Origin of the sequence: Oscillochloris sp. ZM17-4, from assembly GCF_019599295.1 — a bacterium.
Classification (GTDB): Bacteria; Chloroflexota; Chloroflexia; order Chloroflexales; family Chloroflexaceae; genus Oscillochloris.
Genome location: NZ_JAIEWN010000037.1, coordinates 29,775 through 55,205, shown reverse-complemented (window position 1 = coordinate 55,205; position 25,431 = coordinate 29,775). Strand labels below are relative to the sequence as shown.

The 25,431-nt window shown below is 62.0% G+C and carries 12 protein-coding genes; all 12 read left to right on the top strand.

Annotated features, from left to right (window positions below; translation table 11 throughout):
• Positions 1–188: 188 nt before the first annotated feature.
• The 12 genes from K2Z83_RS30110 (at position 189) to K2Z83_RS21185 (ending at position 25,418) form a co-directional block, all read left to right on the top strand.
• Positions 189–1,490, top strand: a complete 1,302-nt coding sequence (locus K2Z83_RS30110) for a DEAD/DEAH box helicase (RefSeq protein ID WP_370650244.1) — start codon at positions 189–191, stop codon at positions 1,488–1,490.
• Between the two features lie 722 nt (positions 1,491–2,212).
• Entirely contained in the window at positions 2,213–5,251 is a 3,039-nt protein-coding gene (locus K2Z83_RS21230) for a helicase-related protein (RefSeq protein ID WP_370650246.1), read from the top strand.
• A gap of 3 nt (positions 5,252–5,254) precedes the next feature.
• Entirely contained in the window at positions 5,255–8,131 is a 2,877-nt protein-coding gene (locus tag K2Z83_RS21225) for a helicase-related protein (RefSeq protein ID WP_220597191.1), read from the top strand.
• 79 nt (positions 8,132–8,210) lie between these two features.
• On the top strand, positions 8,211–9,245 hold the full coding sequence (locus K2Z83_RS29275) for an ATP-binding protein (protein ID WP_255604375.1): 1,035 nt from the start codon (positions 8,211–8,213) through the stop codon (positions 9,243–9,245).
• Positions 9,246–9,376: 131 nt separating this feature from the next.
• The gene (locus K2Z83_RS30105; protein ID WP_370650245.1) at positions 9,377–10,801 is read left to right on the top strand and encodes a tetratricopeptide repeat protein; all 1,425 of its coding nucleotides are present in this window, start codon (positions 9,377–9,379) and stop codon (positions 10,799–10,801) included.
• Positions 10,798–12,972 (top strand): AAA family ATPase, encoded by a 2,175-nt coding sequence (locus tag K2Z83_RS21215; protein ID WP_220597189.1) that lies wholly within the window; start codon positions 10,798–10,800, stop codon positions 12,970–12,972. The genes K2Z83_RS30105 and K2Z83_RS21215 overlap by 4 nt, the downstream gene beginning before the upstream one ends.
• A 12-nt stretch (positions 12,973–12,984) precedes the next feature.
• Positions 12,985–14,628 (top strand): hypothetical protein, encoded by a 1,644-nt coding sequence (locus tag K2Z83_RS21210; RefSeq protein WP_220597188.1) that lies wholly within the window; start codon positions 12,985–12,987, stop codon positions 14,626–14,628.
• Complete coding sequence (locus K2Z83_RS21205) at positions 14,625–15,998, top strand: hypothetical protein (RefSeq protein WP_220597187.1); 1,374 nt, start codon at positions 14,625–14,627, stop codon at positions 15,996–15,998. Before K2Z83_RS21210 ends, K2Z83_RS21205 begins: the two co-directional genes overlap by 4 nt.
• Position 15,999: 1 nt before the next feature.
• Positions 16,000–18,513 carry a hypothetical protein gene (locus tag K2Z83_RS21200; protein WP_220597186.1) on the top strand — a complete coding sequence of 838 codons (2,514 nt, stop codon included), beginning with the start codon at positions 16,000–16,002 and terminating at the stop codon, positions 18,511–18,513.
• A gap of 15 nt (positions 18,514–18,528) precedes the next feature.
• Positions 18,529–21,681 carry a P-loop NTPase fold protein gene (locus K2Z83_RS21195; RefSeq protein WP_220597185.1) on the top strand — a complete coding sequence of 1,051 codons (3,153 nt, stop codon included), beginning with the start codon at positions 18,529–18,531 and terminating at the stop codon, positions 21,679–21,681.
• Positions 21,682–21,718: 37 nt separating this feature from the next.
• On the top strand, positions 21,719–25,123 hold the full coding sequence (locus K2Z83_RS21190; RefSeq protein WP_255604378.1) for a GAF domain-containing protein: 3,405 nt from the start codon (positions 21,719–21,721) through the stop codon (positions 25,121–25,123).
• Between the two features lie 121 nt (positions 25,124–25,244).
• The gene (locus K2Z83_RS21185; protein WP_220597183.1) at positions 25,245–25,418 is read left to right on the top strand and encodes a hypothetical protein; all 174 of its coding nucleotides are present in this window, start codon (positions 25,245–25,247) and stop codon (positions 25,416–25,418) included.
• Positions 25,419–25,431 lie beyond the last annotated feature (13 nt).

The following is a 25,431-nucleotide window of genomic DNA, read 5'->3' as shown; positions in this document are numbered from 1 at the left end:
TGGCGCGGTAGTCCCCAGGACGTAACGGCCTCCACACAATCAATGCGTAATTCATATCGGCGTGTTATACTTCCGGCAATCCGCTATCACCATTGCATTCACTCCCTATCATCCCCCAGATGTGGTGCGTATCGGCGGTAGTGGTGTGATCAGTCTCGACTCTGCCGCGTTATCTGGAAAGCACACCCGTGGATGTCTTTCAGCTTCGCTCACACATCGTCGACACCTACGCGGCCTACACCACGAGTTTCCTTACTATCGCCGACCTCACGATGCGCGCCTATGTTCAGGAGCGGCTGGAGGCTGGTGAGCTCTGGCCCGACGCACTGATCCAGCTCTCCCCAGCCTACGCCGCCGACCAGACCGTCGTGCAGTTGGCCCAGAGCCACGTTCTCCATCCGCTCTGCGCCAAGATCTTTGGCTGGAAGAAGGACGACTCTTTCAGCTCGCTCCGGCTCTATCGCCACCAGCGCGATGCGATCACCTTGGCACAGCAGCGGCGGCACTATGTGGTTACCACTGGTACCGGATCGGGCAAGAGCCTGACCTACGTGGTGCCGATCGTTGATCACATTCTGCGCGATGAGCCCGAGCGTGGCCAGGTGCGGGCGATCTTGGTCTACCCGATGAATGCGCTGATCAACTCGCAGGAATTGGGAATCAACGCCTTCCTTGATACCCTGCCGCCTGAGGATCGCCACCTGGTGCAGGTGCGGCGCTACACCGGTCAGGAAAGCGAGAGTCAGAAGCGTGAGATCCAAGAACATCCGCCGCACATCCTGCTGACCAACTATGTGATGCTGGAGCTGATGCTGACCCGGCCCGCCGAGTTTCGGTTCGTCGAGGCGGGGATGACTGGGCTCCAGTTTGTCGTGCTCGATGAGCTCCATACCTATCGCGGCCGCCAGGGCGCCGATGTGGCGATGCTGCTGCGCCGCCTGCGCGAGCGCTGCGGCAACCCGAACCTGACGTGCATTGGCACCAGCGCGACGATGATCTCGGCCGAGGGCGGCAGCGACCCCGGTGTGGCGGTCGCCCGGGTGGCCAGTACGATCTTCGGGGCTGAGCTTGGTGTCGATCAGGTGATCGGTGAGACGCTGCACCGGGCGATCCTGCGCTCCCCTCGCCCGACGGCCGACCAGCTGGCCGCGATGCTCACTGCGGAGCTGCCCGAGACACTCAGCTTCACCGCATTCCAGCAGCATCCGCTGGCGGCATGGATCGAGGACACCTACAGCCTGCAGGTTGACCCGCGTACAAATACGCTCATCCGGGCCCGGCCGCTGAGCTTACGCGAGGTGCGGCGAAGCTGGCCGCGTTCACCGGGGTGGATCTGGATCGCTGCGAAGCTGCCATCCAGCACTTCTTCCGGCTGGGCACGCGCAAAGACCCGACCACGAAAGCGCCCTTCGCCTTCAAGCTGCACCAGTTTATCTCACAGGGCGGGGCGCTCTACGCCACCGCCGCGTCGCCGCCGCGCCGTGAGCTGACCCTGGAGGGGCAGCACGCCCTCGGCGGCCCCGGCGAGCGACGCCTGCTTTACCCGCAGGTCTTCTGCCGCGAGTGCGGCCAGCACTACGCGCTCTGCGCGCTCGACCCGGCGCAAGATCGGCTGGAGCCGCGCCATCCGCTCTCGCGGGGTGAGGATGTGGAAGCCCCGGCGACGGCTGGCTATCTCCTGGTCGGTGACGAGGCCTGGACCGAGGATGATATCGACCGCCTGCCTGATACCTGGTTCCGCATCACCCGCCGCGGCCGCAGCATCCTCAAGGAGTACAAGCCGTATGTGCCGCGCCGCCTGTTTGTGCGGCCCGACGGCAGCCTGGCCGAGCGCAGCGACGATGGCGAGTCTTGTTGGTTCATCCCGGCACCGTTTCTGACCTGCCTGCGCTGCGGGGTGGTCTACACCCGCCGCGAGGACGATTTCCGCAAGCTGGCCCGCCTGAGCAGCGAGGGCCGGAGCACCGCGACGACTCTCCTCTCGGTGGCGACGATCGACGAGCTGCGCCGCTCGGATCTGGATCGCCAGGCCCAGAAGCTGCTGAGCTTCACCGATAACCGCCAGGATGCCTCGCTCCAGGCTGGCCACTTCAACGACTTTGCGACCGTGGCCACCCTGCGCTCAGCGATTGCGCGCACGATCACGGCCCGCGCCCCAGACGATCCGCTTGACCATGCGGCAATCGCCCGCGCAGTCTGCGCGACCCTTGCGATGCCTCAGGAGATCTATGCGAAAGACCCCGCCGACACGCCTGGGGCCACTCGGCGCAACGCCGAGGCGCTGACTCTGTTGCTGGAGTACCGCATCTACGAGGACCTGCGCCGCAGCTGGCGGGTGACCCAGCCGAACCTGGAGCAGTGTGGCCTGTTGGCCATCGACTACCTGGATCTCCACGAGATCTGTCAACTCCCGCGCTCCTGGGAGGGCCACGACATGCTGAAGCAGTCGTCGCCAGTGGTGCGCGAGCACACCATTCGGGCGCTGCTCGACCATATGCGTCGCGAGTTGGCAATCGACGCTCCCTGCCTCGATCCCGACCAGCAATCGGTCTGGGTGAGCCGCTTTAACGCGCGGGTAAATGATGACTGGCAGCTCGACGAAGCCGAGATCTATGCGTTGCGCAAGGCCAGCTGCTTTGTGTTACCCGGCGATGAGGCGCTGCCGCCTGGTGGGCGCAGTCTCTCGGTGCAGACGGCGGTTGGGCGCTTTCTGCGCTCGCCGCAGGCGTGGCCATCCCAGGAGGGCCGGCTCCGTGATGCAGACTACGAGGAGTTGCTCAAGGTGCTGCTGCAGGTGCTCGTCAGGGCGAATATTCTCACCGGGGAGTACACCGCCGACGGCGCGCTGCGGGCGGTGCAGATCCGCCACGATGCGATCCTGTGGTACCACGGTGCGGATCGGACGCCTGCGCCCGACCCGATCCGCTCGCGACGCCTGGCGGGTAGCACGCCGCTCGGCTTGCCGGTCAACACGTTCTTCCGTGACTTCTACCTGGGTGCGGCTGAGCGCCTGACGGCGGTGCAGGGCCGTGAGCACACCGGCCAGGTCGCGCAAGCTGATCGCATCAAGCGCGAGCAACTCTTTCGCGACGGCGATCTGAAAGTGCTCTACTGCTCGCCGACGATGGAGCTGGGCATCGATATCGCCGACCTGAACGTGGTTCACATGCGCAATGTGCCGCCCACGCCGGCCAACTACGCCCAGCGCTCGGGCCGGGCCGGGCGCAGCGGCCAGGCCGCCCTGGTGATGACCTACTGCTCGATGGGCAGCGGCCACGACCAGTATTTTTTCCAGCGGCCGAAAGACATGGTCGCCGGCGCGGTGGCAGCGCCGCAGATCGAGCTGGCGAATGAAGATCTGGTGCGGGCCCACGTCCACGCGATCTGGCTGTCGGCCACCCGCGTCGATCTCGAGTCGTCGCTGCTGAGCGTGATTGACACCGATGATGCGGAGTTGCCACTCCACAACGAGCTGCGGCGCCGGCTTACGCTCGACGCTGAGGCGGCCCGGCGCTGCCGGGAGGTCTGTGAGCGGGCGCTCGCAACGGTGATGCCGGCCCTGAGGGCAGTACGCTGGTTCGACGCCGACTGGCTCGACAACCAGCTGGCCGCAGCCTTGGACGTCTTCGATCATGCCTTCGACCGCTGGCGCGACCTGTATCGCCTGGCCGACCTGCAGCTCCAGGAGGCAATCGCGCAGCGCAGCCGCACCCACCGCCGCGGCTCGCTCTCACGCACCGAGATCGATGAGGCAGACCGCCGACACCGCGACGCGCTTAATCAGAAAGATCTGCTCTGCAACGTGCGGAACAACCGCACCAGCGAGGCTGAGTTCTACCCCTACCGCTACCTGGCCAGCGAGGGCTTTCTGCCGGGCTATAACTTCCCGCGCCTGCCGGTGCGGGCATTCCTCCACACCGGCGGGGACGATGGGGTCTACCTAGCTCGTCCGCGTTTCCTGGCGCTCAGCGAGTTCGGCCCGCAGAATATCATCTACCACGAGGGGCGTAAGTATCAGGTGGTACGCTCGCTCCTGCCTGCCGGCGGCGCTGCCCGCCAGCTACGTGCGGCCAAAATCTGCGCCCGCTGCGGCTACTTCCACGAGGGCCTTGGTAATGATCTCTGCGCTCAGTGTCGCGCGCCGCTCGATGCGCCGCCGGCCCTGCGCCTGGAGAACCTTTTCGAGATGACCACCGTGCGCACGCGGCGGATCGAGCGGATCACCTCCGAGGAGGAGGAGCGCCGACGCAAGGGCTACCGGATCAGCACGCACTACCGCTTCGCGACGGCGGGCGGCGAGTTGCGCCGCCTCTATGGTACCGTTCACGGCGCGGATCTGCCGCCGCTGGCCCTCAGCTACGGTGCCCAGGCCACGATCTGGCGCATCAACCACGGCTGGCGCGGCAGCAAGGAGCAGGGCTTCCGGCTCGACCTGCAGGGCGGCTGGTGGAACCGCGACCCGCAGGACGCCACCGAGGAGACGCTCGCACCCGAGGGTGGCGAGATCCAGCGCAATGTGCAGATCGTGGTTCACGACACCCGCAACATCCTGCTGCTCCAGTGCGACCCGCAGCTGGCAGCCGACGACGAGCAGATCATGAGCCTGCAAAACGCGCTCCAGCGCGGGGTGAAGGAGTACTTCCAGCTCGAAGACCAGGAACTACAGTCGGAGCTGATTGGCGAGGGTGGGCTGCGTCAGATCCTGCTCTGGGAGGCTTCCGAGGGTGGTGCTGGTGTGCTGCGCCGCCTGGTTGAGGAGCCGCAGGCCCTGGCCCAGGTGGCCCGCACGGCCCTGGAGATTTGTCACTTCGACCCAGCGACTGGGGCGGCCCTTCCGGCGGGTGACGCCTGTGCGCGGGCCTGCTATCGCTGCCTGCTCACCTATGCCAACCAGATGCAGCACGCGCGGTTGAATCGCTATACGGTACGCGACCTCCTGCTGGGCCTGAGTGCCGCTCAGGTTCGGCAGGTGATTGCGACGCCTTCGGCTGACGAAGCTGATCTGCGCCCGCAGCTCCAGCACGTGCGGGAGGTGATTCGGACCAACGGCGGGCGCGAGCCGAGCGTCGAGGGCGATGGAGCCGGGCGCTATCTGCGCTTCGGCCGCACCTGCCTGCTTTGCCCGGCCCCCGGCGAGGATGTGGCCGCCCTACGCACGCGCCTGGCCGAGCTCGGGCGGATCATCCACGTGATCGATCCTGAGCGTGATGTCCTGGAACAGCTCGCTGCCCATACCTTCTGGAAAGGCTGAGTGATGCCCCGATTCGAGGTTGGCTCCCTGGTCAGCTGTCGCGAGCGCGAGTGGGTGGTGCTCCCGTCGGAGCACCCCGATCTGCTGATGCTCCGTCCGCTTGGCGGCACGGAGGCAGAGGTCTGCGGCATCTACCTGCCGGTCGAGGGGGATGGCGTTGGGTCAGCTGAGTTCCAGCTGCCCGACCCGGCGACCTCGGGCGACTTCGCCTCGGGGCAGCTGCTGCGCGACGCCGCCCGCCTGAGCCTGCGCAGCGGTGCCGGGCCGTTCCGCTCGCTGGGGCGGATTGGCGTGCGCCCGCGCTCGTACCAGCTGGTGCCGCTGCTGATGGCCCTGCGCCTGGAGACGGTGCGCCTGCTGATCGCCGATGATGTCGGCATCGGCAAGACGGTCGAGGCCGGCCTGATCGCCCGCGAGCTGTACGACCGGGGCGAGATTCGTCGGCTGACCGTGCTCTGCCCGCCGCACCTCTGCGACCAGTGGCGGCGCGAGCTGAGTGAGAAGTTTGCGCTGGAGGCGGTGGTGGTGCGCTCTAGCACGGCAGCGGGCCTGGAGCGCGGCCTGCCGCGCGGCGATGTGAGCCTCTGGGAGCACTATCCGATCACCGTCGCCAGTATCGACTACGTGAAGAGCGAGCGGCGTCGCGACAACTTTTTACGTGCCGCCCCCGACCTGATCATCGTCGATGAGGCCCATACCGCCACCGACTCGGGCGGGCGCGGCGCAAGCCAGCAGCAGCGCTACGACCTCGTGCGGGCCGTGGCGTCGCAAAAAGATCGGCACCTGCTCCTGATCACGGCCACGCCGCACTCGGGCATTGAGGACGCCTTCCGGAGCCTGCTCGGCCTGCTCGATCCGCGCTTCGCCGCGCTGAGCCTGGAGCGGCTGGCTGAGCGCGAGCGCGATGACCTCGCGCGCCACTTTGTGCAGCGCCGCCGCGCCGACGTACGCCACTGGCTGAACGAGGACACACCGTTCCCGGCCCGTGAGTCGGCGGAGGTGACGTACTCATTCGCCCGCGCCGCCGGCTATCGGAAGCTGTTCGACGATGTGTTTGAGTTTACCCGCGAGCTGGTGCGCGAGAGCGCCGATGCCGGCGTGACGCGGGTGCGCCAGCGCGCGCGCTACTGGGCGGCCCTGGCACTGCTGCGCTGCGTGATGAGCAGCCCGGCCGCGGCCGAGAAGGCGCTGCGCGTGCGCGCCGCCGGCGAGGCGAGCCTGGAGCTGGAGGCTGATACCGCGGCGAGCGACGATCTCTTGAGTGGCTATGTGGCCGATCCTACCGACCAGGAGCATGTGCAGGATCTTGAGCCGGTCGCCGTCGTCGAGCAGGGCAGCCCCGACAGTGAGCGCGCCCGCCTCATCCGCTTTGCGGCCCGCGCCGCCGCACTGCAGGGCAAGGACGACCCGAAGCTCCAGGCGCTCATCCCACTGCTCGCTGAGCTGCTGCGCGCTGGGTTCAACCCAATCGTCTACTGCCGCTACATCGCCACCGCCACCTACCTTGCCCAGCAACTGAGTGGTCAGCTCAAGGTGAGCGGCGGCGAGCTGCGGGTGCTCGCGGTGACGGGCGAGCGATCAGAGGAGGAGCGCGAGGTGCTGATTGACGAGCTGAGCCGCAGCCCGCGCCGCCTGCTCGTCGCCACGGACTGTCTGAGCGAGGGCATCAACCTCCAGCACGCCTTCGACGCCGTGATCCACTACGACCTGCCATGGAACCCCAATCGGCTGGAGCAGCGCGAGGGCCGGGTGGATCGCTACGGCCAGCGGGCGCAGACCGTGCGGACGGCGCTGATCTACGGCAAGGATAACCCGATGGACGAGGCGGTGATGAAGGTGCTGCTGCGCAAGGCGGTCAGTATTCATCGCAGCCTCGGCATCAGTGTGCCGCTGCCCGTGGACACCCACACGATGGTCAACGCCCTGATCTCCTCGCTCTTCGGCACCAGCACGCGCCAGCTGAGCCTCTTCGACGGTGAGCCGCAGGGCGAGCAGGCGGCCGCCGACGAGCAGCTGCGGGCGATCGAGCATCGCTGGGATGATGCGGTGGCCCGTGAGAAGGAGAGCCGCACCCGCTTCGCGCAGCGCCGCATCCGGCCCGAGGAGGTCGCCCAGGAGCTGGAAGAGAGCGACGCGGTGCTCGGCGACCCCGCTGCCGTCGAGGGGTTCGTGCGCGCCGCCTGTGTGCGCCTGAGCGCGCCGCTAGTCGCGCTGCCCCCAGCGACGAAGGGCGCGCCGACCACCCTCCGCCTGACGCCGAGCCAGCTCCCGCCGCCCGTGCGCGAGCGTGTGGCGCACCTGGCCGATAAGCGTGGCGACCTGAGCCTAACGTTCGCGGCGGCCGCGCCAGCCAACATCGAGAGCGTCGGCCGGAACCACCCGCTGACCGCCGCCCTCGCCGACTATGTGCTGGAGACGGCGCTCGTGCCCGGCGATGAGCGCCCGCTCGCGGCGCGCAGCGGCCTGATCATCACCGATGTGGTTGAGCGGGCGACCGTGCTGCTGCTCCTGCGCGTCCGCGCCCTGATCGAGAGCCCGCGCCAGGCCGCCCCGGCACTCGCCGAGGAGCTGGTGGTCAGCGGCTATACCCGCGAGGATGGGGTGATCCGCTGGCTTGACGAGGCGGACGCCCTGGACCTGCTGCGCCGCGCGCAGCCCCGCGAGAATGTGAGCGCCGCCGAGCGCACCCAGGGTATCGCCGACGCCCTGGCGCTGCTCCCCGGACTGCGCGGCGACCTCAAGGCGGTCGCCGAGTCCCGCGCCGGTCGCCTGCGCGAGTCACACCAGCGCGTCCGCGCCCAGACCGGCGGCGGGCGCGTGACCGTGCGCCCCTCCGGCCCGCCCGATGTCCTGGGCTTCTATATACTCTGGCCGCTCTGAGGTGCATCATGACGACACCGCTGGCCCGTAGATCAGACAGCGTATCACTCCCCATGTGCCGTCGCATAGGAGCTTGCTGATGATCGAGTTCTTTGTTGGTTCCCTCTCCAATGCGATCGGCGAGTTGCTGGCCGACCAGTTCGGCGAGACGCTGAACGCCTGGTCGGAGCGCCGCGCGCTGAGCCGGGCGGTCGACGCGGCGGTTTCAAAGGCCGAGCGCCAGTTTGTCGCCGACTATCGCTCGCGCGACCCTGAGCTGGTCGCGGCGCTCACCCACGACACCCGCTTCGCCGACCTGCCCAGCGTGCGGGCCGCCCTGCGGGCCATGCTCACCCAGCCCTTCCACGACCCCTCTGGCGAGGTGGATGCCCTGCGCCAGTCATTCACGGACGTGCTGCCTGGGACCGTCGATCGTGAGCGGGTCGACGCGCTGGTGCGGGCCTTCCTGAGCGCCCTCGGTCAGGAGGTGCTCTACATCCCGCAGCTGCGCGAGCTCTACGCCCTCAGCTTCCAGAAGGTGAGCGCCGAGAGTGGGCGGGCCACCGCCGCCAACACCGCCGCAGCCGCCAGTCACCTGGCTACCGTCGCCGAGGGAATCCGTGCGATGCAGGCGCAGCTCCAGCAGATCGCCGCCGCGCCTGAGCCGCGCCTACTAGCTGCGCCGACACCATCCGCCCCGGCCCGCCCGCGGCCATGGCACAACCTGCCCCAGCGCACCTATAGCGCGTTCATCGGCCGCCGTGAGGAGCTGGCCCAGCTGACCCGCCTGCTGCTGCCGCACCCGCGCTCGCGCCACTTCGTGGTCACCATCGATGGGATCGGCGGGGTGGGCAAGAGCGCGCTGGCCCTGGAGCTGGCCTACGGCTATCGCGACCACGCCGCCGCGCTGCTCGAGGCCGAGCGCTTCGCCGCGATCGTCTCGTCTGGGTGTCGGCCAAGCGCACCCTGCTCACCGCCGGCGGCATCCAGCAGCGCCGCCAGGCCTTCACCACCCTCGACGACCTCTTCCGCGAGCTGGCCACCGTGCTGGAGCAGCCGTCCATCCTGCAGGCCGCCCCCGCCGAGCGGCGCGGCCTGGTCGAGCGCGCCCTGTCCGCCCAGCGCACCCTGCTGATCATCGACAACCTGGAGACGGTCGACGACGAGGAGCTGCTCAGCTTTCTGCGCGAGCTGCCCGACCCGACCAAGGCGATCATCACCACCCGCCACCGCATCGACATCGCCTATGCTATCCGGCTGACCGGCATGCCACAGGCCGACGCGCTCAAGCTGATGGCGGTCGAGGCCCAGGCCAAGGGCATAACCCTGACCCCGGCCGAGATGGGCGACCTGGAGCGGCGCACGGGTGGCGTGCCGCTGGCCATCCAGTGGAGCATCGGCCTGATGAGCCTGGGCCACAGTGTCGAGGGCGTGCTGCGCCGGCTGGGCAGTGGACAGAGCGACATCGCTCGCTTCTGCTTTGCCGAGAGCGTGGCCAGCATCCGTGGGCGCGACGCCCACCGCCTGCTGCTGGCCCTGGCCCTCTTCGAGCGCAGCGTCAGCCGGGCCATGCTCGGCGAGGTGGCCGGCCTGGGGGCCGACCCGGTCGGTCGCGACGATGGCCTGGCCGAGCTGCTGCGCCTCTCGCTGGTCAACCAGAAGGCTGACCGCTTCACGCTCCTGCCGCTGACCCACGCCTTCGCCCGCGACGAGCTAATCCAGCACCCGGAGCTAGCGCGCGAGCTGCGCGAGCGCTGGCTCGCGCGGCTGGTGGCCCTGGCTGTGCCCTACAACGCCGTCCACTGGCAGCAGCCCGACCGCAGCCTACTGCGCCGCGAGGGCGAGCATGTCGAGACGCTGGCCCTCTGGGCCGAGGCGCAAGAGCGCCCGGAGCTGTTGCTACAGATTGCCCCTGCATTGAGCGGCTACTACGATGCGGTTGGTCGCTGGCGCGATATGGTTGACCTCGACCAGAAAAGTATTGAATATGCGCGGCTACTCGATCGGCGAGCCGACCTACGGAATGGGCTCAACTGGTGGGGATGGACGATTGGTCAGCAGGGGCGTTACGCCGAGGCTGAACAGGCCTTTGCTGAAGCGTATGCTATCGCGATAACGACCCCTGATCCGGTCTGGCAGTCGGAGATTCTGGTGAACATGGCCCAGCTCGCCCGGCGCCAGGGCCAGATCGATCTGGCCCGCCAGCGCTGCGCCGAGGCGCTTCAGATTGTGCAGCAGGTTGATGCGGCGCAGCAGCGATTTATCCGCGCCGATATCGTGATCGAGCAGGGCAAGATCGCCCGTGATTGCGGCGACTTGGCCGAGGCAGAGCAACACTTTCAGGCGGCGCGCGATGTCTTCCAGATCACCCAGGAGAACCCCGGCTTCAACCTGGAGCGGGCCTGGGGTGCCTACAGCCACTTTGCACACATCAAGCACCAGCGCGGCAGCCTGGACGAGGCCGCCCCGATGTATCGCGAGTCGGTCGAGGCACTGCGCGAGCTCGGCAGCCGGGCTTACCTGGCGACCGTGCTGGTGCGCTTCGCGACACTGGAGGAGCAGCGCGGCAATCGCCAGGAGGCGCTCGGCTATGCCCGCGAGGCACTGGAGTTGAGCCGGACGATGGGCCTCGTGCCTGAGCAAGATCAGGCCGCCGATCTGGTAGCGCGATTGAGTGGAGCCACGCCATGACCCACGAGGAGCGCGCCCACATCGAGCGGCTGCTGAGCATCCACCGGGCCAGCCTGCGCGAGCTGGAGGCGCAGGCGGCCACCTTTGGCGACCTGCACGTGCCGGTGCATGTGAAGCACCAGATCGCCGAGCACCAAGGCAAGATTACTGAGCTGGAGGCGCGTATGGCTGAGCTGCTGCCCCTGCACAACCTGCCCCCGCGCGACTACGAGCGCTTCGTCGGACGTCAGCGTGAGCTAGCCGAGTTGCGTCGCCTGCTCAGCCCGCGCAGCCGGGCCTTTGTGATCACCATCGACGGCATCGGCGGGATCGGCAAGAGCGCCCTGGCCCTGGAGGCCGCCTATAGCTACTGCGACGGCTATGTGGCGCTGCCCGAGGCCGAGCGCTTCGATGCGATCGTCTGGGTCTCGGCCAAGCGCAGCTACCTGACCGCCGACGGCATCCTGGAGCGGCGCCAGGCCTTCCGCACCCTCGACGATCTTTATGCCGCCATCGCTCAGGTGCTCGACTACCCGGCGATCACGCGCGCCCGCGCCGAGGAGCAGCGGGCGATTGTCGAGCAGGTGCTGGGTGAGCAGCGCACGCTGCTTATTCTCGACAACCTGGAGACGGTGGATGACGAGGATCTGCTGGTCTTCCTGCGCGAGCTGCCCGACCCGACCAAGGCAGTGGTCACCACCCGCCACCGCATCGATGTGGCCCACCCGATACGCCTGACCGGCATGCCCCACGAGGATGCGCTCAATCTGATCGACCAGGAGGCGGCCCGCAAGGTGGTGACGCTGACTGAGGACGAGCGCGAGGGACTCTGGCAGCGTACCGGCGGCGTGCCCCTGGCAGTTGTCTGGAGTATTGGCCTGATGGGACTCGGCGGCTCGGCCGAGAGCGTATTGCGCCGGCTGGGCAGTGGCCAGAGCGATATCGCCCGCTTCTGCTTTGCTGAGAGTGTCGCCCATATCAAAGGCCGGGATACCTACTGGCTCCTGTTGGCCCTCACTTTTTTCGCCACCGACGCCAGCCGCGAGGCGCTCGGCGTGGTTGCCGGGCTGGGCGAGGATACCTTTGGGCGGGATGTTGGGTTGGAGGAGTTGCTGCGGCTATCACTGGTGAATAAGGACGGTGATCGCTTTAGTTTGCTGCCACTGACGAGAAGCTTTGTGCAGAGCGAGGCGATCGCAGCATCTGAATGGATAGATGGTGCGCAAGCGCGCCTACAAGCATACTTCTTTGCGTTCGCGGACACCTATGGTGGGTGGACATTAGACTGGCAAGGTCATGATCGCATTGAGCGCGATCTGCCAAATATGTTGGCGGTGATAGATGTGCTCATTGGTAAGTTTCACCTGAACGAGGCACCCCGAGAGACACAACCACTGACAGCCGAAGTGGAACAACTTACACGCCAGATCAGTAGCTTTATCCCCAAGGTGAGCCGTGTCTGTCGCCTACGCGGGTATTGGAGCGAGAGCGACCGCCTGTCATATCTCGGGGTTCAGGTATGTCGCTTGTTGGGAGATCTGGACGAACTGGGCTGGCGTTACTATTACCTCTGCTGGATTAGCTATACGCGGGGAGAACTCATACAGGCGCAGCACTGGGCGACCGATGCTCGAACGGCGTGGGAGCAATGCCAGTCCGATACAATGTGTTATGCAGACCGCATCCTTGGCCTGACTTCACTGACCGAGGGGAAGCTTGATCAAGCAGAGCAGCTACTAACCGCTGCATTCGAGGGTTATGGCGCTGAGCGTGTAGGATATGCGTCGGCAGATTTTATTTCGGCTATAGGTCAACTCTACGCGGCAAAGGGAGACCCAGCGGTTGCACTCGATTGGTTCCGCCAGGCGGTCGATCATGCCCGAAAGGCTGATAATATCCCCTCCCTTACCTCACATCTCCTTTCGTTGGGTATGGCCCAACTTCAGTGTGGCGAGATTGTCGACGCGAAACAATACCTTAAAGAATCCCTTGCACTCGCCCATCAGTGCAGCCGTACTGATGCGATTGCCCAGACCTTCTATGGTCTCGCTCTGCTCGATAATCACGAGGGCCAGTATCAATCGGCAATTAGTAACGCCCGCCAGGCCCTCGACCTCTTCCGCCGCCTCGGCATGCGCCGCGAGCAGGCCGAGGCCGAGGATCTGCTGCGCCAGCTTGGCGAGTCTGCATAGGTACAGGAAGCAATGCCCTACTCCACCATCACAACTGAGGGCGGGCTCATCCCCGCCGACATCCTCGACGCGATCGCCCAGGAGGAGCTGAGCGGTCAGCGCCCCGAGGACTTCGGCCTGGAGCGCGCGCGCAACCTCTCCGACCGCATCAGCGCGGCCTGGCAGGCGGCGCGCGGCCAGTGGGCGCTGTTCCAGTCCTACCTGGAGGATCTCGGCGCGGGCGAGACGGCTACCTCCGAGACCCGCGAGCAATGGGTCATCCCGCTGCTGCGCGTGCTCGGCTACCGGCTGGGCCGCAATCGCGCCGCCTATGTGGTCGAGGGCCGCACCTACGCGATCTCGCACCGCGCTGGCGACGACGAGGACTCGCCGCCGGTGCATATCGAGGGCATCCGGGCCAGCCTCGACGCGCGGCCCTCCTCGGGCCGCCCGCGCCTCTCGCCGCACGCCCTGATGCAGGAGTACCTTAACGGCACCGAGCAGCTCTGGGGCATCGTCACCAACGGCGAGCGGCTGCGCCTGCTGCGCGACTCGGCCCGCTTCACCCGCCCGGCCTACGTCGAGTTCGACCTGCGCACGATGCTGGAGGGCGAGCAGTTTGCCGAGTTCGCTATCCTCTACCGGCTGCTCCACCGCTCGCGGTTGCCGGGCAGTTCACCACAGAGGCACAGAGACACAGAGGTTTCGAAAGGAGAAAAACAGACAGAAGAATCTCTGCGCCTCAGTGCCTCTGTGGTGAAACCGGAAGACTGCTGGCTTGAGCGCTATCACCAGCAGGCGGTCGAGGCCGGCGGGCGGGTGCGCGAGGGCCTGCGCGACGGCGTCGAGGGCGCGCTGAAGCTGCTCGGCAACGGCCTGCTGGCCCACCCGGCCAACGCCCGGCTGCGCGCCAAGCTCGCCGAGGGCCAGCTCTCCCCGCTGGAGTACTACCGCCAGCTGCTGCGCCTGGTCTACCGACTGCTCTTCCTGATGGTGGCCGAGGAGCGCAACCTGGTGGCCGCCGAGGAGGACGAGAGCGACCCGCTCTCGCCCCTGGCCTACCGGCCCCGCGCCGACCTGCGCCTACAGATCTACCGCGAGAACTATAGCGTCAGCCGCCTGCGCCGCCTCGCCGAGTCCTCCGGCGCCGGGCGTGGCCCCTTCGGCGACCTCTGGCTGAGCCTGCTGACCACCTTCCGCCTCTTCGAGGGCAGCGACGAGGAGGCCCCGCGCCGCCTCGGCCTAGCACCGCTCGACGGCGACCTGTTCAGCGACGCCGCCTGTGGCGACCTCACCAGCAACACCCAGCTGCGCAACGCCGACCTGCTCGCCGCCGTGCGCAAGCTCTCGCTCTACCGCGAGAAGGAGAGCAAGGGGCTGCGCCGGGTCAACTACGGCGCCCTGGACGTGGAGGAGCTTGGCAGCGTCTACGAGTCCCTGCTCGACTTCCGCCCCGTTGTGAAGGATGAAGGCGGAAGGATGAAGGATGAAACCGCTACATCGCCTGCATCAGGATCTTCATCCTTCATCCTTCATCCTTCATCCTTCGACCTCGTCTCGGGAACCGAGCGCAAGACGACCGGCAGCTACTACACCCGCCCCGAGCTGGTGCAGGAGCTGATCAAGAGCGCCCCTCTTCCAAAGCCCTCGAAGACGCAATTCTATCCATTAGGGTGATCGACCCGGCCTGCGGATCGGGGGCCTTCTTGCTCGCCGCCGCGCGCCGCCTCGGGCGCGAGCTGGCCCGCGTGCGCGCCGGTGAGGACCAGCCCTCGCCCACGCAGTTCCGCCGCGCCGTGCGCGATGTGATCCGGCGCTGCATCTTCGGCGTCGACCTCAACCCGCTCGCGGTGGACCTCTGCAAGCTGGCGCTGTGGATCGAGGGCCACGCCGCCGGCCTGCCGCTCAGCTTCCTCGACCACCACATCCGCCAGGGCAACAGCCTGGTCGGCGCGACCCGCGCCCTGGTGGAGCAGGGCATCCCCGACGACGCCTACAAGGCCGTGACCGGCGACGACAAGCCGACGGCGAGCAGCGCCAGGAAGCGCAATAAGCAGGAGCGCGACCTTTACCAGAAGCAGGGCATGGTTCAGCAGGATCTCTTCGCCGCCCAGTCCCACGCCGGCGACGATATGGCCGCCGCCCTGCGCGCCCTCGACGAGGCCGCCGACGACAGCGTGCCCGCCGTGCGTGCCCGCACCGCCCGCTACGCCGCCCTGCGCCGCCAGGCCGACGCCGAGCGCGCCAAGTTCGACCTCTGGACCGCCGCGTTCTTCCAGCCGCTCACGCCAACCAATGCCCGCTATGTGCCAACGACGAAGGATCTGATCGACTTCCAGCCCGCCGGCGAGAAGGCCCTCATGGCCGCGCCCCTGGCCGATGACGTGGGCTTCTTCCACTGGGAGCTGGAGTTTCCCCAGGTATTCACCACGCCTCAGCCCTCAGCCCTCAGCCCTCAGCCCTCAGAAGGCTTCGACGTGGTGCTGGGAAACCCGCCCTGGGAGCGGATCAAGCTCCAGGAGCAGGAGCACTTCGTGGATGTGCCCTCCATCGCCGGGGCCGCCAACAAGGCTGCCAGAGAGAAGATGATCGCCGCATGGCGCGGCGGCGACGAGCGCCAGCGCGCCCGCATCGCGCAGTTCGACGCCGCCAAGTACCGCGCCGAGGCCGAGAGCCGCTTCGTGCGCGCCTCCGGGCGATTCCCGCTGACCGCTGTGGGTGATGTGAACACCTATGCGTTGTTTGCCGAACAGGTCCGTACCGTGTTATCCCCTGCGGGGCGGGCGGGCATCATTGTGCCCACGGGCATCGCGACGGACGATAGCACCAAGGATTTCTTTGGCGATCTCAGCGTGCGGCGACAGCTTGTAAGCCTCTACGATTTTGAAAACCGCGAGGCAATCTTTCCGGGCGTGCATCGAAGCTACAAGTTTTGCCTGCTCACCACAGGTGCAACGAGGGAGCCAACCCAGTTTATTTTCTTTGCGGCCAATGTTACGGTAGCACTACAGGACGGCGTGGAGTCGGGGAGCAATTCTATCCATTAGGGTGATCGACCCGGCCTGCGGCTCGGGCGCTTTCCTGCTCGCCGCCGCCCGGCGCATCGGGCGCGAGCTGGCCAAGGTGCGCGCCGGCGAGGACCAGCCCACCCCCGCCGCCTTCCGCCACGCCGTGCGCGACGTGATCCAGCGCTGCATCTTCGGCGTGGACCTCAACCCGCTGGCGACCGACCTGTGCAAGCTGGCCCTGTGGATCGAGGGCCACTGCGCCGGCATGCCGCTGAGCTTCCTCGACCACCACATCAAGCGCGGCAACAGCCTGATCGGCGCGACCCGCGCGCTGGTGGAGGCGGGCGTGCCCGACGACGCCTACAAGGCGGTGACGGGCGACGACAAGGGCGTGGCCCGCGAGGTGAAGAAGCGCAATAAGCAGGAGCGCGAGCTGGCGCTCAAGCAGGGCATGGTGCAGCGCGGCCTCTTCGACGCCGGAGGGGCGTCGGGGCCTGACCTGGCCGGTGAGCTGCGCGCCCTCGACGAGGCCGCCGACGACAGTGTGGCCGCCGTGCGGGCCAAGGCCCGCCGCCTGGTCGCCCTGCGCGAGCGGGCCAACCCCGACAAGGTGCAGTTCGACCTTTGGACGGCCGCCTTCTTCCAGCCGCTCACCCCCGCGAACGCGCCCAACGTGCCGACGAGCAAGGACGTGCTCGACCCCAAGCTGGGCGAGATCAGGGCGATCCATGCCGAGGCCATGGCCGACGAGGTCGGCTTCTTCCACTGGGAGCTAGAGTTCCCGCAGGTGTTTGCACCACAGAGGCACAGAGGCACAGAGGATGGAAAAGAAGAATCTCTGCGCCTCCGTACCTCTGTGGTGAATATGTCCGGCTTCGATGTTGTCCTCGGCAACCCGCCCTGGGAGCGAATCAAGCTCCAGGAGCAGGAGCACTTCGTGGACGTGCCGGAGATCTCCCAGGCCGCTAACAAGTCCGCCCGCGAGAAGATGATCGCCGCCTGGCGCGGCGGCGACGAGCGCCAGCGCGCCCGCATCGCCGAGTTCGACGCCGCCAAGTACCGCGCCGAGGCCGAGAGCCGCTTTGTGCGCGCCTCCGAGCGCTTCCCGCTGACGGCGGTGGGCGACGTGAACACCTATGCGTTGTTTGCCGAACAGGTCCGTACCGTGCTATCCCCTGCGGGGCGGGCGGGCATTATTGTGCCCACGGGCATCGCGACGGACGATAGCACCAAGGCTTTTTTCGGAGATCTCAGTACGCGGCAACAACTTGTGAGCCTCTACGACTTTGAGAACCGCGAGAAGATTTTCGCCGAGGTTGATAGTCGGTATAAATTTAGCCTGCTCACTGTAGGCGTAACGCGGGAGCCAACCCAGTTCATCTTCTTTGCCGCCAATGTGACCCAGCTAACCGACAAACAGCGTGTCTTCACCCTCACCCCCGAAGAGATCACCCTGATCAACCCAAACACCCGCACCGCACCAGTCTTCCGCACCCGCCAGGATGCCGAGCTAACCAAGAAGATCTATCGCCGCGCCCCGGTGCTGGTGAATGAGCTTACTGAGGCAAACCCTTGGGGTGTACACTTTATGGCCATGTTCCACATGTCCAACGATAGCCATCTCTTTCAAAGCGCATCGGGCGAAGGATATCTACCACTGTACGAAGGCAAGATGGTGCAAGCATATAATCATCGAGCAGCCAGCGTTGTCACCAATATTAACAACCTCAAACGACCGGGACAGCCTGATGAAACTACTGAAGCGCAGCTTCAAGATCCGAGGTTTCAGGTTAACCCTCAGTATACGATTACGCAAGAGAATCTACTTGAAAAACTAGGAGGACAGAAGTGTCAATCAGGTTTTATCGCCTATAAAAGTGTAAGCAGCGTTACTAACGAGCGATCAATGATTGCGGCATGGCTTCCGCCAGTAGCAGTTGCTCACTCAATGAATTTGATCTTACCAGACACTAAAATTACCTCGCAAATTAGTTTACTAAGCGTCTTGAATTCTGTGGTCTTGGATTATGTGATTCGGCAAAAAATGGGTGGAGTCAATCTTAGTTTCTTCATCATCAACCAGCTCCCCGTCCTCCTGCCCTCCTCGTTCACCCCCGCCGACATCGCCTACATCGTCCCGCGCGTGGTCGAGCTGGTCTACACCGCCTGGGACATCAGGGCCTTCGCCGAGGACGTGTGGGCGGAGGGCGACGAGGCGCTGCGGGCGGAGCTGCTGCGGCGCAGCGCGGCGTGCAACGCGGGCGCGCCGGCGGAGCTGTTCAGCCCGCGCGAGGGATTCCCGCTGCCGCCCTACCGCTGGGACGAGGGCCGCCGCGCCCTGGCCCGCGCCGAGCTCGACGCGCGCATCGCCCGGCTCTACGGCCTCACCCGCGACGAGCTGCGCTACATCCTCGACCCGGCCGACGTGTACGGCCCCGACTTCCCCGGCGAGACGTTCCGCGTGCTCAAGGAGAAGGAGACCAAGCTCTACGGCGAGTACCGGACGCGACGGATGGTGCTGGAGGCGTGGGATGGGGGAGAAGTGAGAAGTTGAGGAGTGAGGCCTTGAATGACAAATGACGTTGCAGGCTATTCCCTTTTTGAGCTAAGTCTTACTCGCTCTAACTCAGATTCGACCTATCGTGCTGAAGCACGCTTCACAGCTCTTGGCAACGCTGTGTCTGCTGTGCTTGCAAATGAAGCTATTGTTACTCTTGACGTTCATGTTTTGTTACTCCTCACAGATAACAATAAGGGATATGGATCAGCCCTAGCTTCGATGCTATTTGCCGATCCCTCCATGCAGAAAGCATGGTCGCAGGCCGGAGCTGCTACTGACGCCGTTGGGCAAGGTTTGCGCTTTGTATTGCGAATCGATGTCCGCGACTCGGTGCTGAACACTATCCGTTGGGAATTGCTGTGCGATCCTGAAGACAATAGCTTTATCTTTACAAACGAAGGTGTTATTGGATCACGTCTCCTGGAAAGCGCAGATCTTGCACCTGTGAAGTTGCGTGTAAAAGAGGACTTGCGCGCACTTGTTATCGTTGCCAGCCCATCTGATTTAGAACAATTTAAACTTGCGCCGATTGACACCCAAGTAGAGGTAGATCGCATACGGACGGCTTTAGGAGTGATCTATACAAAGGTCATTAGTAGTGACGGCAGCCTACGCCCAAGTCTAGTAAACATTATGAATGAGCTTCGCGAGGGTTATGACATTGTCTATATGCTTAACCATGGCACTGCCCACCAGGGCGAACTTGTTTTTTGGCTTGAGGAAGATGATGGTACGAGCGATAGGGTACTTAGCTCGGAACTTGCCGAAATTGTAAGGAACACACCCCAACGGCCATTGTTAATGGTATTAGCGGTACCTCAAAGCCTGGGATCGAATTACCCCAACACATCAACTGCGGCCCCTTGGTTTATTGCGGCAGGAGTACCAGCGGTTCTTGGCATACAGGGAAATGTCAGTCTAGATACTATTGTCGGTTTCATGCCAGCGTTCTTCCGAGAACTGCAGCGTGATGGGCAGGTTGATCGTGCTGTAGCTGCAGCGCGCGGTAACATACGTCAAAGCCCGGATTGGTGGAGAATCGTTCTTTTCTTACGGCTGCCCGGAGGCCGAATATGGAGCAACTCAACTGAGAAGATAACAGGGCAAGGTCGAACAACCCTTGATCCAGTATCTCGCGTCGCAAAAGGAACCGTGCAGCCTTCAGGTAGTGTTGTTGTAGCACCTGGGGCTGCGACAGCGTATGCCGAAGCTTCCGGGCCTTCGGTTACTGTTACTGGCGCTACTCAGGATAATACAGACAAAGCACCTCATACTGATAATCAGTTACTCCAAGAGTTGCTCCAAGCAGAGGCCCCTGAGCTGGGTGTTCGTCATGGTGCCTTCAATGACGAAATTGCGAAAGAAGATCACCTGGATGTCGCCAGCTATATAGTCGCTTTTGCCGATCTTATAGAATCGCGGGATACCGAGCCGCCGCTTACAATCGGAGTATATGGTTCATGGGGGATGGGAAAGTCCTTTCTTCTCGAAGGAATTGCTCGCGAAATTGAGCAGCGCTGGGAGAAGCGTGAGCGAGATCGTCAAGAACAAGTGGTGCGGGAGACTACCGAGCAACGAGCAAAGCCATGGAGTAGAGAGCAACTTAAGGGCCAGACGCGTGAAGAGGCAGAACTTCTTGCAAATACCAAATCGCCGCTGCCGCCTCACATGAAACGAGTGCATGTCATTTCCTTTAACGCTTGGGAATACAGCGCTAATGAGGTAGTTTGGCCTGGCTTGGTGCGAGCAATCATGGATCGGCTTGAGCGGGAAACATCAAACCAGCTCTACGGCTTAATCGGGCTCAGGTTCTGGCGTAGCTTCATTCGGCAGATGCGTAAGGAGCGTAGCCGGATCATCCTCGTTGTCTCACTTGTTCTGACCGTCGCAGGATACTTCTTTTTTATACTGCGTTTTGATGTCCGTCTTGTCGCAGGCGCGCTTGCCGGGTTAGGGGTTGTCGGTTTAGCCAAGCTCATCGGAGATACTATGGCCGAGCCGCTGAGCAAATGGATCGCGACCTTATTTCAAGAAGAAGAATACGGAAAACAAATCGGCTACATGAGCCAGATCCGTGATGATATCCAGGCGCTAGAAAAGCGTCTCGCCGAGCAGGATAGTCGAATTCTCGTGACAATTGATGATTTGGATCGCTGCGAGCCGGACAAGGCAGTTGCGGTACTCCAAGCAGTCAAGCTGCTACTAAATTTTAATAGTTTTGTTGTCTGTATTGGCATCGACACTCGAATTATCGCTCGTGCAATTGAAAAGCATTACGAGAGCTTACTTGGCGAAGTTGGGGCTTCAGGTTACGAATACCTCGATAAAATTGTTCAGATTCCGTTCCAGATCCCCCGTCCTACGCCATCAATTATCAGGGAGTTCTTTGCGCGCCAGATGGCTGTAGCCCGAGTTGTTTCGGCAGTTGGGGTATCTCGGGGCGAGGCAACAGCTAACGCCGTGGGAGTCGCATTGTCAGATGGAGAGGTTGATGTAAGCAACATCCCGCACTACTCTACTGAACCAGAGTCCGATGAACTGACTGTGCCAGTATCTGTAGAAGCTCCAGTGCTACCTCCTGTTGCCTTTACCGCAGCCGATCTAGAGGCTTTTCAAGCTGTAGCAGATGCCTTACGCCCCAATCCACGCTACCTCAAGCGCCTTATCAATGTATACTGGCTGGTTCGCACCCTTGCACAGTATCGAGATGATCAGGTCATTCTGCGCAACCCAGCTGCCGTCGTCTGCTGGCTAACTATCAGTGCCCAATGGCCCTGTGTCGCCTATGCCATGCTATGGCAATTTGACAATCTTCTCGAAAAGTCTGCCGACATGAGCAAGCCAGATTTTCCTTCTCAGTCGGCGCTTCCCTGGTTGCTGAACAGCGCCTGCGAGACTATCCAACGCGAGGAGCAGTGGCGAAAGCTACAGTATCAACTCGATGACGATATTAGCGATCTTCATCGGCTCATTCGACACCCGAGCGCCCAGATTTCCTGGTCGAACCTTGATGCGATCCGCCGCTACACAATCCACTTCAACCCAGCTGTCGAAGCTGAGCTACGCTTCTCGGAACCGGCCGCTGAAGTGACGAAGCCATCCCAGAACGGCGCAGTTCAAAACACAGAAGTGAAGCCATCGCGAATTGGTGATAATCAGTAGTGATACAAGAGCGACCAAGGAGAGAGTTGTGCCTACAATGAGATCTACACCTACCAATAATACAGAACACTCGGGCGTTATCTTCATCGACCGCTCTACCTCAAACGACGATTACCGCGACATCCATCAGCAAGCTATCAAGTTGCTCCGCGCGAACTCGACATTCAATCTCAGAGTCGTCTCATCCTTTAATCAGGCTGCCATGCTCTTCAATAAAGAGGCTGACTCTATTTTTAGCGTCGTGGTGCTCTGGCTTAACAAGGAATATCGCGAAGAGTGGCGACAACTCTTTCTCTTATTAGAGACGGTCGAGCACGATGTAGGAGTCATCATCGTCTTTGGCTTCGATGATGATATTCAGGAGATCGCCCGCGAGATAATGATACGAGACGCATACGCATTTGCATGCCCATTTAATCCAGCAGTGCTCAGTGCCTATATTGAAGCAAATGACTTGTTCATTCAGAGTAACGTACAACTCGACCAGATCGAAAAACGCCTGTGGCTTGAGGGTAATTCGATCAATGAAATTCTTCAAATCACGCTTGATGAACTGCGCACCCACCCGTTTATTGGTTATGAGCGCATAACATTTGACCTGATCGACTCTACTAATGGCGACCGCTATGCACTGGTTCGTGAGAATTACCCTAATCCGAATCGCGACATTCCGCAGAATATTCGCGAGGACTACCTTATTCAACGAGTTCAGGACGATGGAGTAATCATACTCAGCGACCTCTCTCGGCTACGTGATCAAACTGATCAACTAAAGAATTTTGGATGGAAGGACACCAGATCTACCGAAGATATTTGCTCCTGGGCCGCCATGATCCTTGAGCATCAAGGTGACACGATTGGCCTCATTACCCTCGACCATACCTCGGCGGGTCACTACGGCCGTTATGGTGACCGAACGCTGCATTACTTGGACGGTCTTCGACGCATCGTGGGCGAAGTCATTGGTAACTATTACCAGCAGCGTAACGAGCGCATTATAGCTGCAACAATCCGCGCGGTCAGTGAAGTACTTGAGGGGCGCGAGCTCTTGAGAGCGATGCTACGGGTCATTCAGGATGGGATTGGCGCGAACAACTGTACATTTTTTCGCACTGAGTCTTCGATCGATAATACCGATACCTTTGTACGGGCCTGGGTAAGTGCGAATGATCCGCCATATCCACCAGAGCCAAGCGAAGGGCGCATTTTTCACAAGGGTGAAGGCCTCGCGGGGTGTACTCTCGCTGATGGCAAAAGCCGGATTGTCCCACATGCCCTGGAGGATAAGGAGTTTCGCGCAACTCCTTCGAAGGCGGGCACGGACTTATCAATGCTCGTAGTACCGATGCTCCTGCCCAGTCCCGACCCTAAAGATTCGCAAATTGTAGGTGTCATCTCCGCGTATACCACCGGCCGAATCAATGCCTTTACTCCGTCTGACCGCGATCTTGTAGAGGATATTGCTCGTCAGATGACGCTTACAATCCAACGCTCACTTATTCTAGAAAACATTGCTGCGGTAAGTGATGAGATCAATCGCTTTTTGCTTGCCGGAGATGCGGAGAAGATCCTTCGCAATATCTGTACTCACGCTCTAAGAGCAACGACAGCGACCGAAGCAGTGATTCATCGGCTCCAACAACCCTCAATAACGAACAACCGACTTGAGCCGACAATTGTCATCGGCAACTACTGGTTTCCTGAAAATAGCTTTCGTAAGCCTCCGCGCCTCGATGGCACCGGTGCGACAGATGAAGTTCTTCGGCATACAACACCAACCCAATTCTCAGTTATTGCCGGCAAGAACGATAAGCTTGCTCCGGAGTTGATAGAGCGTGGCGTACAACACGTTTTGGGTATTCCGCTCCATATTTACAAAGGCGATGAGAAAGAGGATGTCGGCGTCCTCTTCTTGAACAAGTACGCCCCTACGCAATTCACTGCTGTAGAGCAGTTCGCGGTTAGTCTCTTTGCAAGCCAGGCTGCGAATGCTATTCACACCCTTGAGATATGGTCTGGCCTTCGCATCTGGTCGCGGGGAAACGAGAGCCTGATTAAGGCGATCCGAAGCATCACTGATACACGTACCCGCGGACAGATCCTGCACAATATTGTGGTGCAGGCCCACACATTAGTCGATGCTAGCTTTAGTTATATTACGCTGCGAAATGATGCAGGGATTTTCGAATTCCAAGCTGCCTGGCCACCCAACGTTGATGCTGAGCTACGCGAAAAAGTTGGCCACTTTGATTATATTCACGGTACCCCGAAACAGAAGAGGCTTAAGGGTGTGACTGGACTTGCTGCTCGCGACAAAAAGTCGATCCTCATTAATGACATTACTCAGGAAACGCAAGACCCAAGTAGCGAGATAGGTCGTGAATATATTGATTTTGAGCTCTCAAGCCGCTCTGAACTCGCGGTACCCATTATGATCGGAGATGTTGTTTTGGGCGTGATTAACGTTGAGCATAAAGAAATCCATGCTTTTACGGAAATCCATGTGAGTGTTGTGGAGTTATTTGCCGAGCAAGCGGCCATCGCGCTTCAAAAGAACGAGATACTTGCGACGCATCAAGAACAAAATCATCGACTTGAACGACTACTTGGCACGCTTCAGGATATTATGCGCTCAGAGCCTGATGAAATACTGGTTAAAGCATTGAGCCTTACACCGCAGGCAGTAGGAGCCGAAGCCGTGATTTGGATACCTATAACGATTCCTGCAAAATCCAATCGTGATAAGCAGGAATTATCATCGAATGATATCAGTGCTACAGCTCGAATTCGCATCGATAAGGACGGAATTGCATCGAACACAATGTACTATCAGGCGCGACGCAATCGTATTGCTCAAGGTGATCCGACTACAGAGAGCGTTTATAGGAATCGACGTAGCGTAAACCTTCCCAAGAGTTCTGAGCAGCAGGAAGAGGCACAGGAAGAATTTACTCTCCCACCTTTCCTCCGCGAACATGGTACACAACACGCACTATGCTTACCTCTCTTATCACGACAAGACTGCCTTGGAGTTATCTGGTTTGATTTTGGTGGCAACCAGCCTAGAATTCCTGTCACTCCAGAGATGACTGCAGTCTTTCAAACATATGTCAATCAAATAGCCCTTGCCTACTCGAACGCGGAGCAAGCTAAACGTTTGCGGCAGAGTCTTCAGGAAGCACAGACTGGAATCACCCGCCAGATAGATAAGCACTATGCTGAGGTTCGCTTACAGTCTCTGCTATACTTTGGCGTTGCGCTGCTTTCGTCAGTAGCAGGTGCTGTAGCAGTGTTTTACGGTGGTTGGCAATTCTTTGTTAAGACAAGGTTCGTAGGCGATTTACAGTTTGCGAGGCTCGTAGTGGGCGCTTCAGCGCGCCAGATGGGCCACAGGGGGCTGAAGCCCACACTACGAACTGTTACCCTGACTCGGCCCTTCTGAAACCTTGTCTAACGGAATAACTATCAGTGACTGGACGGCGGCGCTCTCAGCGGTCGCCGGGGTTATTACAGAAGCTATTGGTATATTCGTATACACCCAGGCGAGAGCAGCACATGAGCGAATGGATCGCTATCACCAGGAACTCTACCGCCTGCGCCAGTTTGATATCCTGCTTCTTGCCACTGAGCAATTACACCCAGATGCGGAGGCCGAAGCTAAGCATGCCATCATCGATGGGGCTCTACGCTATTGGTTAGAGGCTCACCCTTCGGGCAACCCTTCACCTAATGCTTGATATGCGGTACATA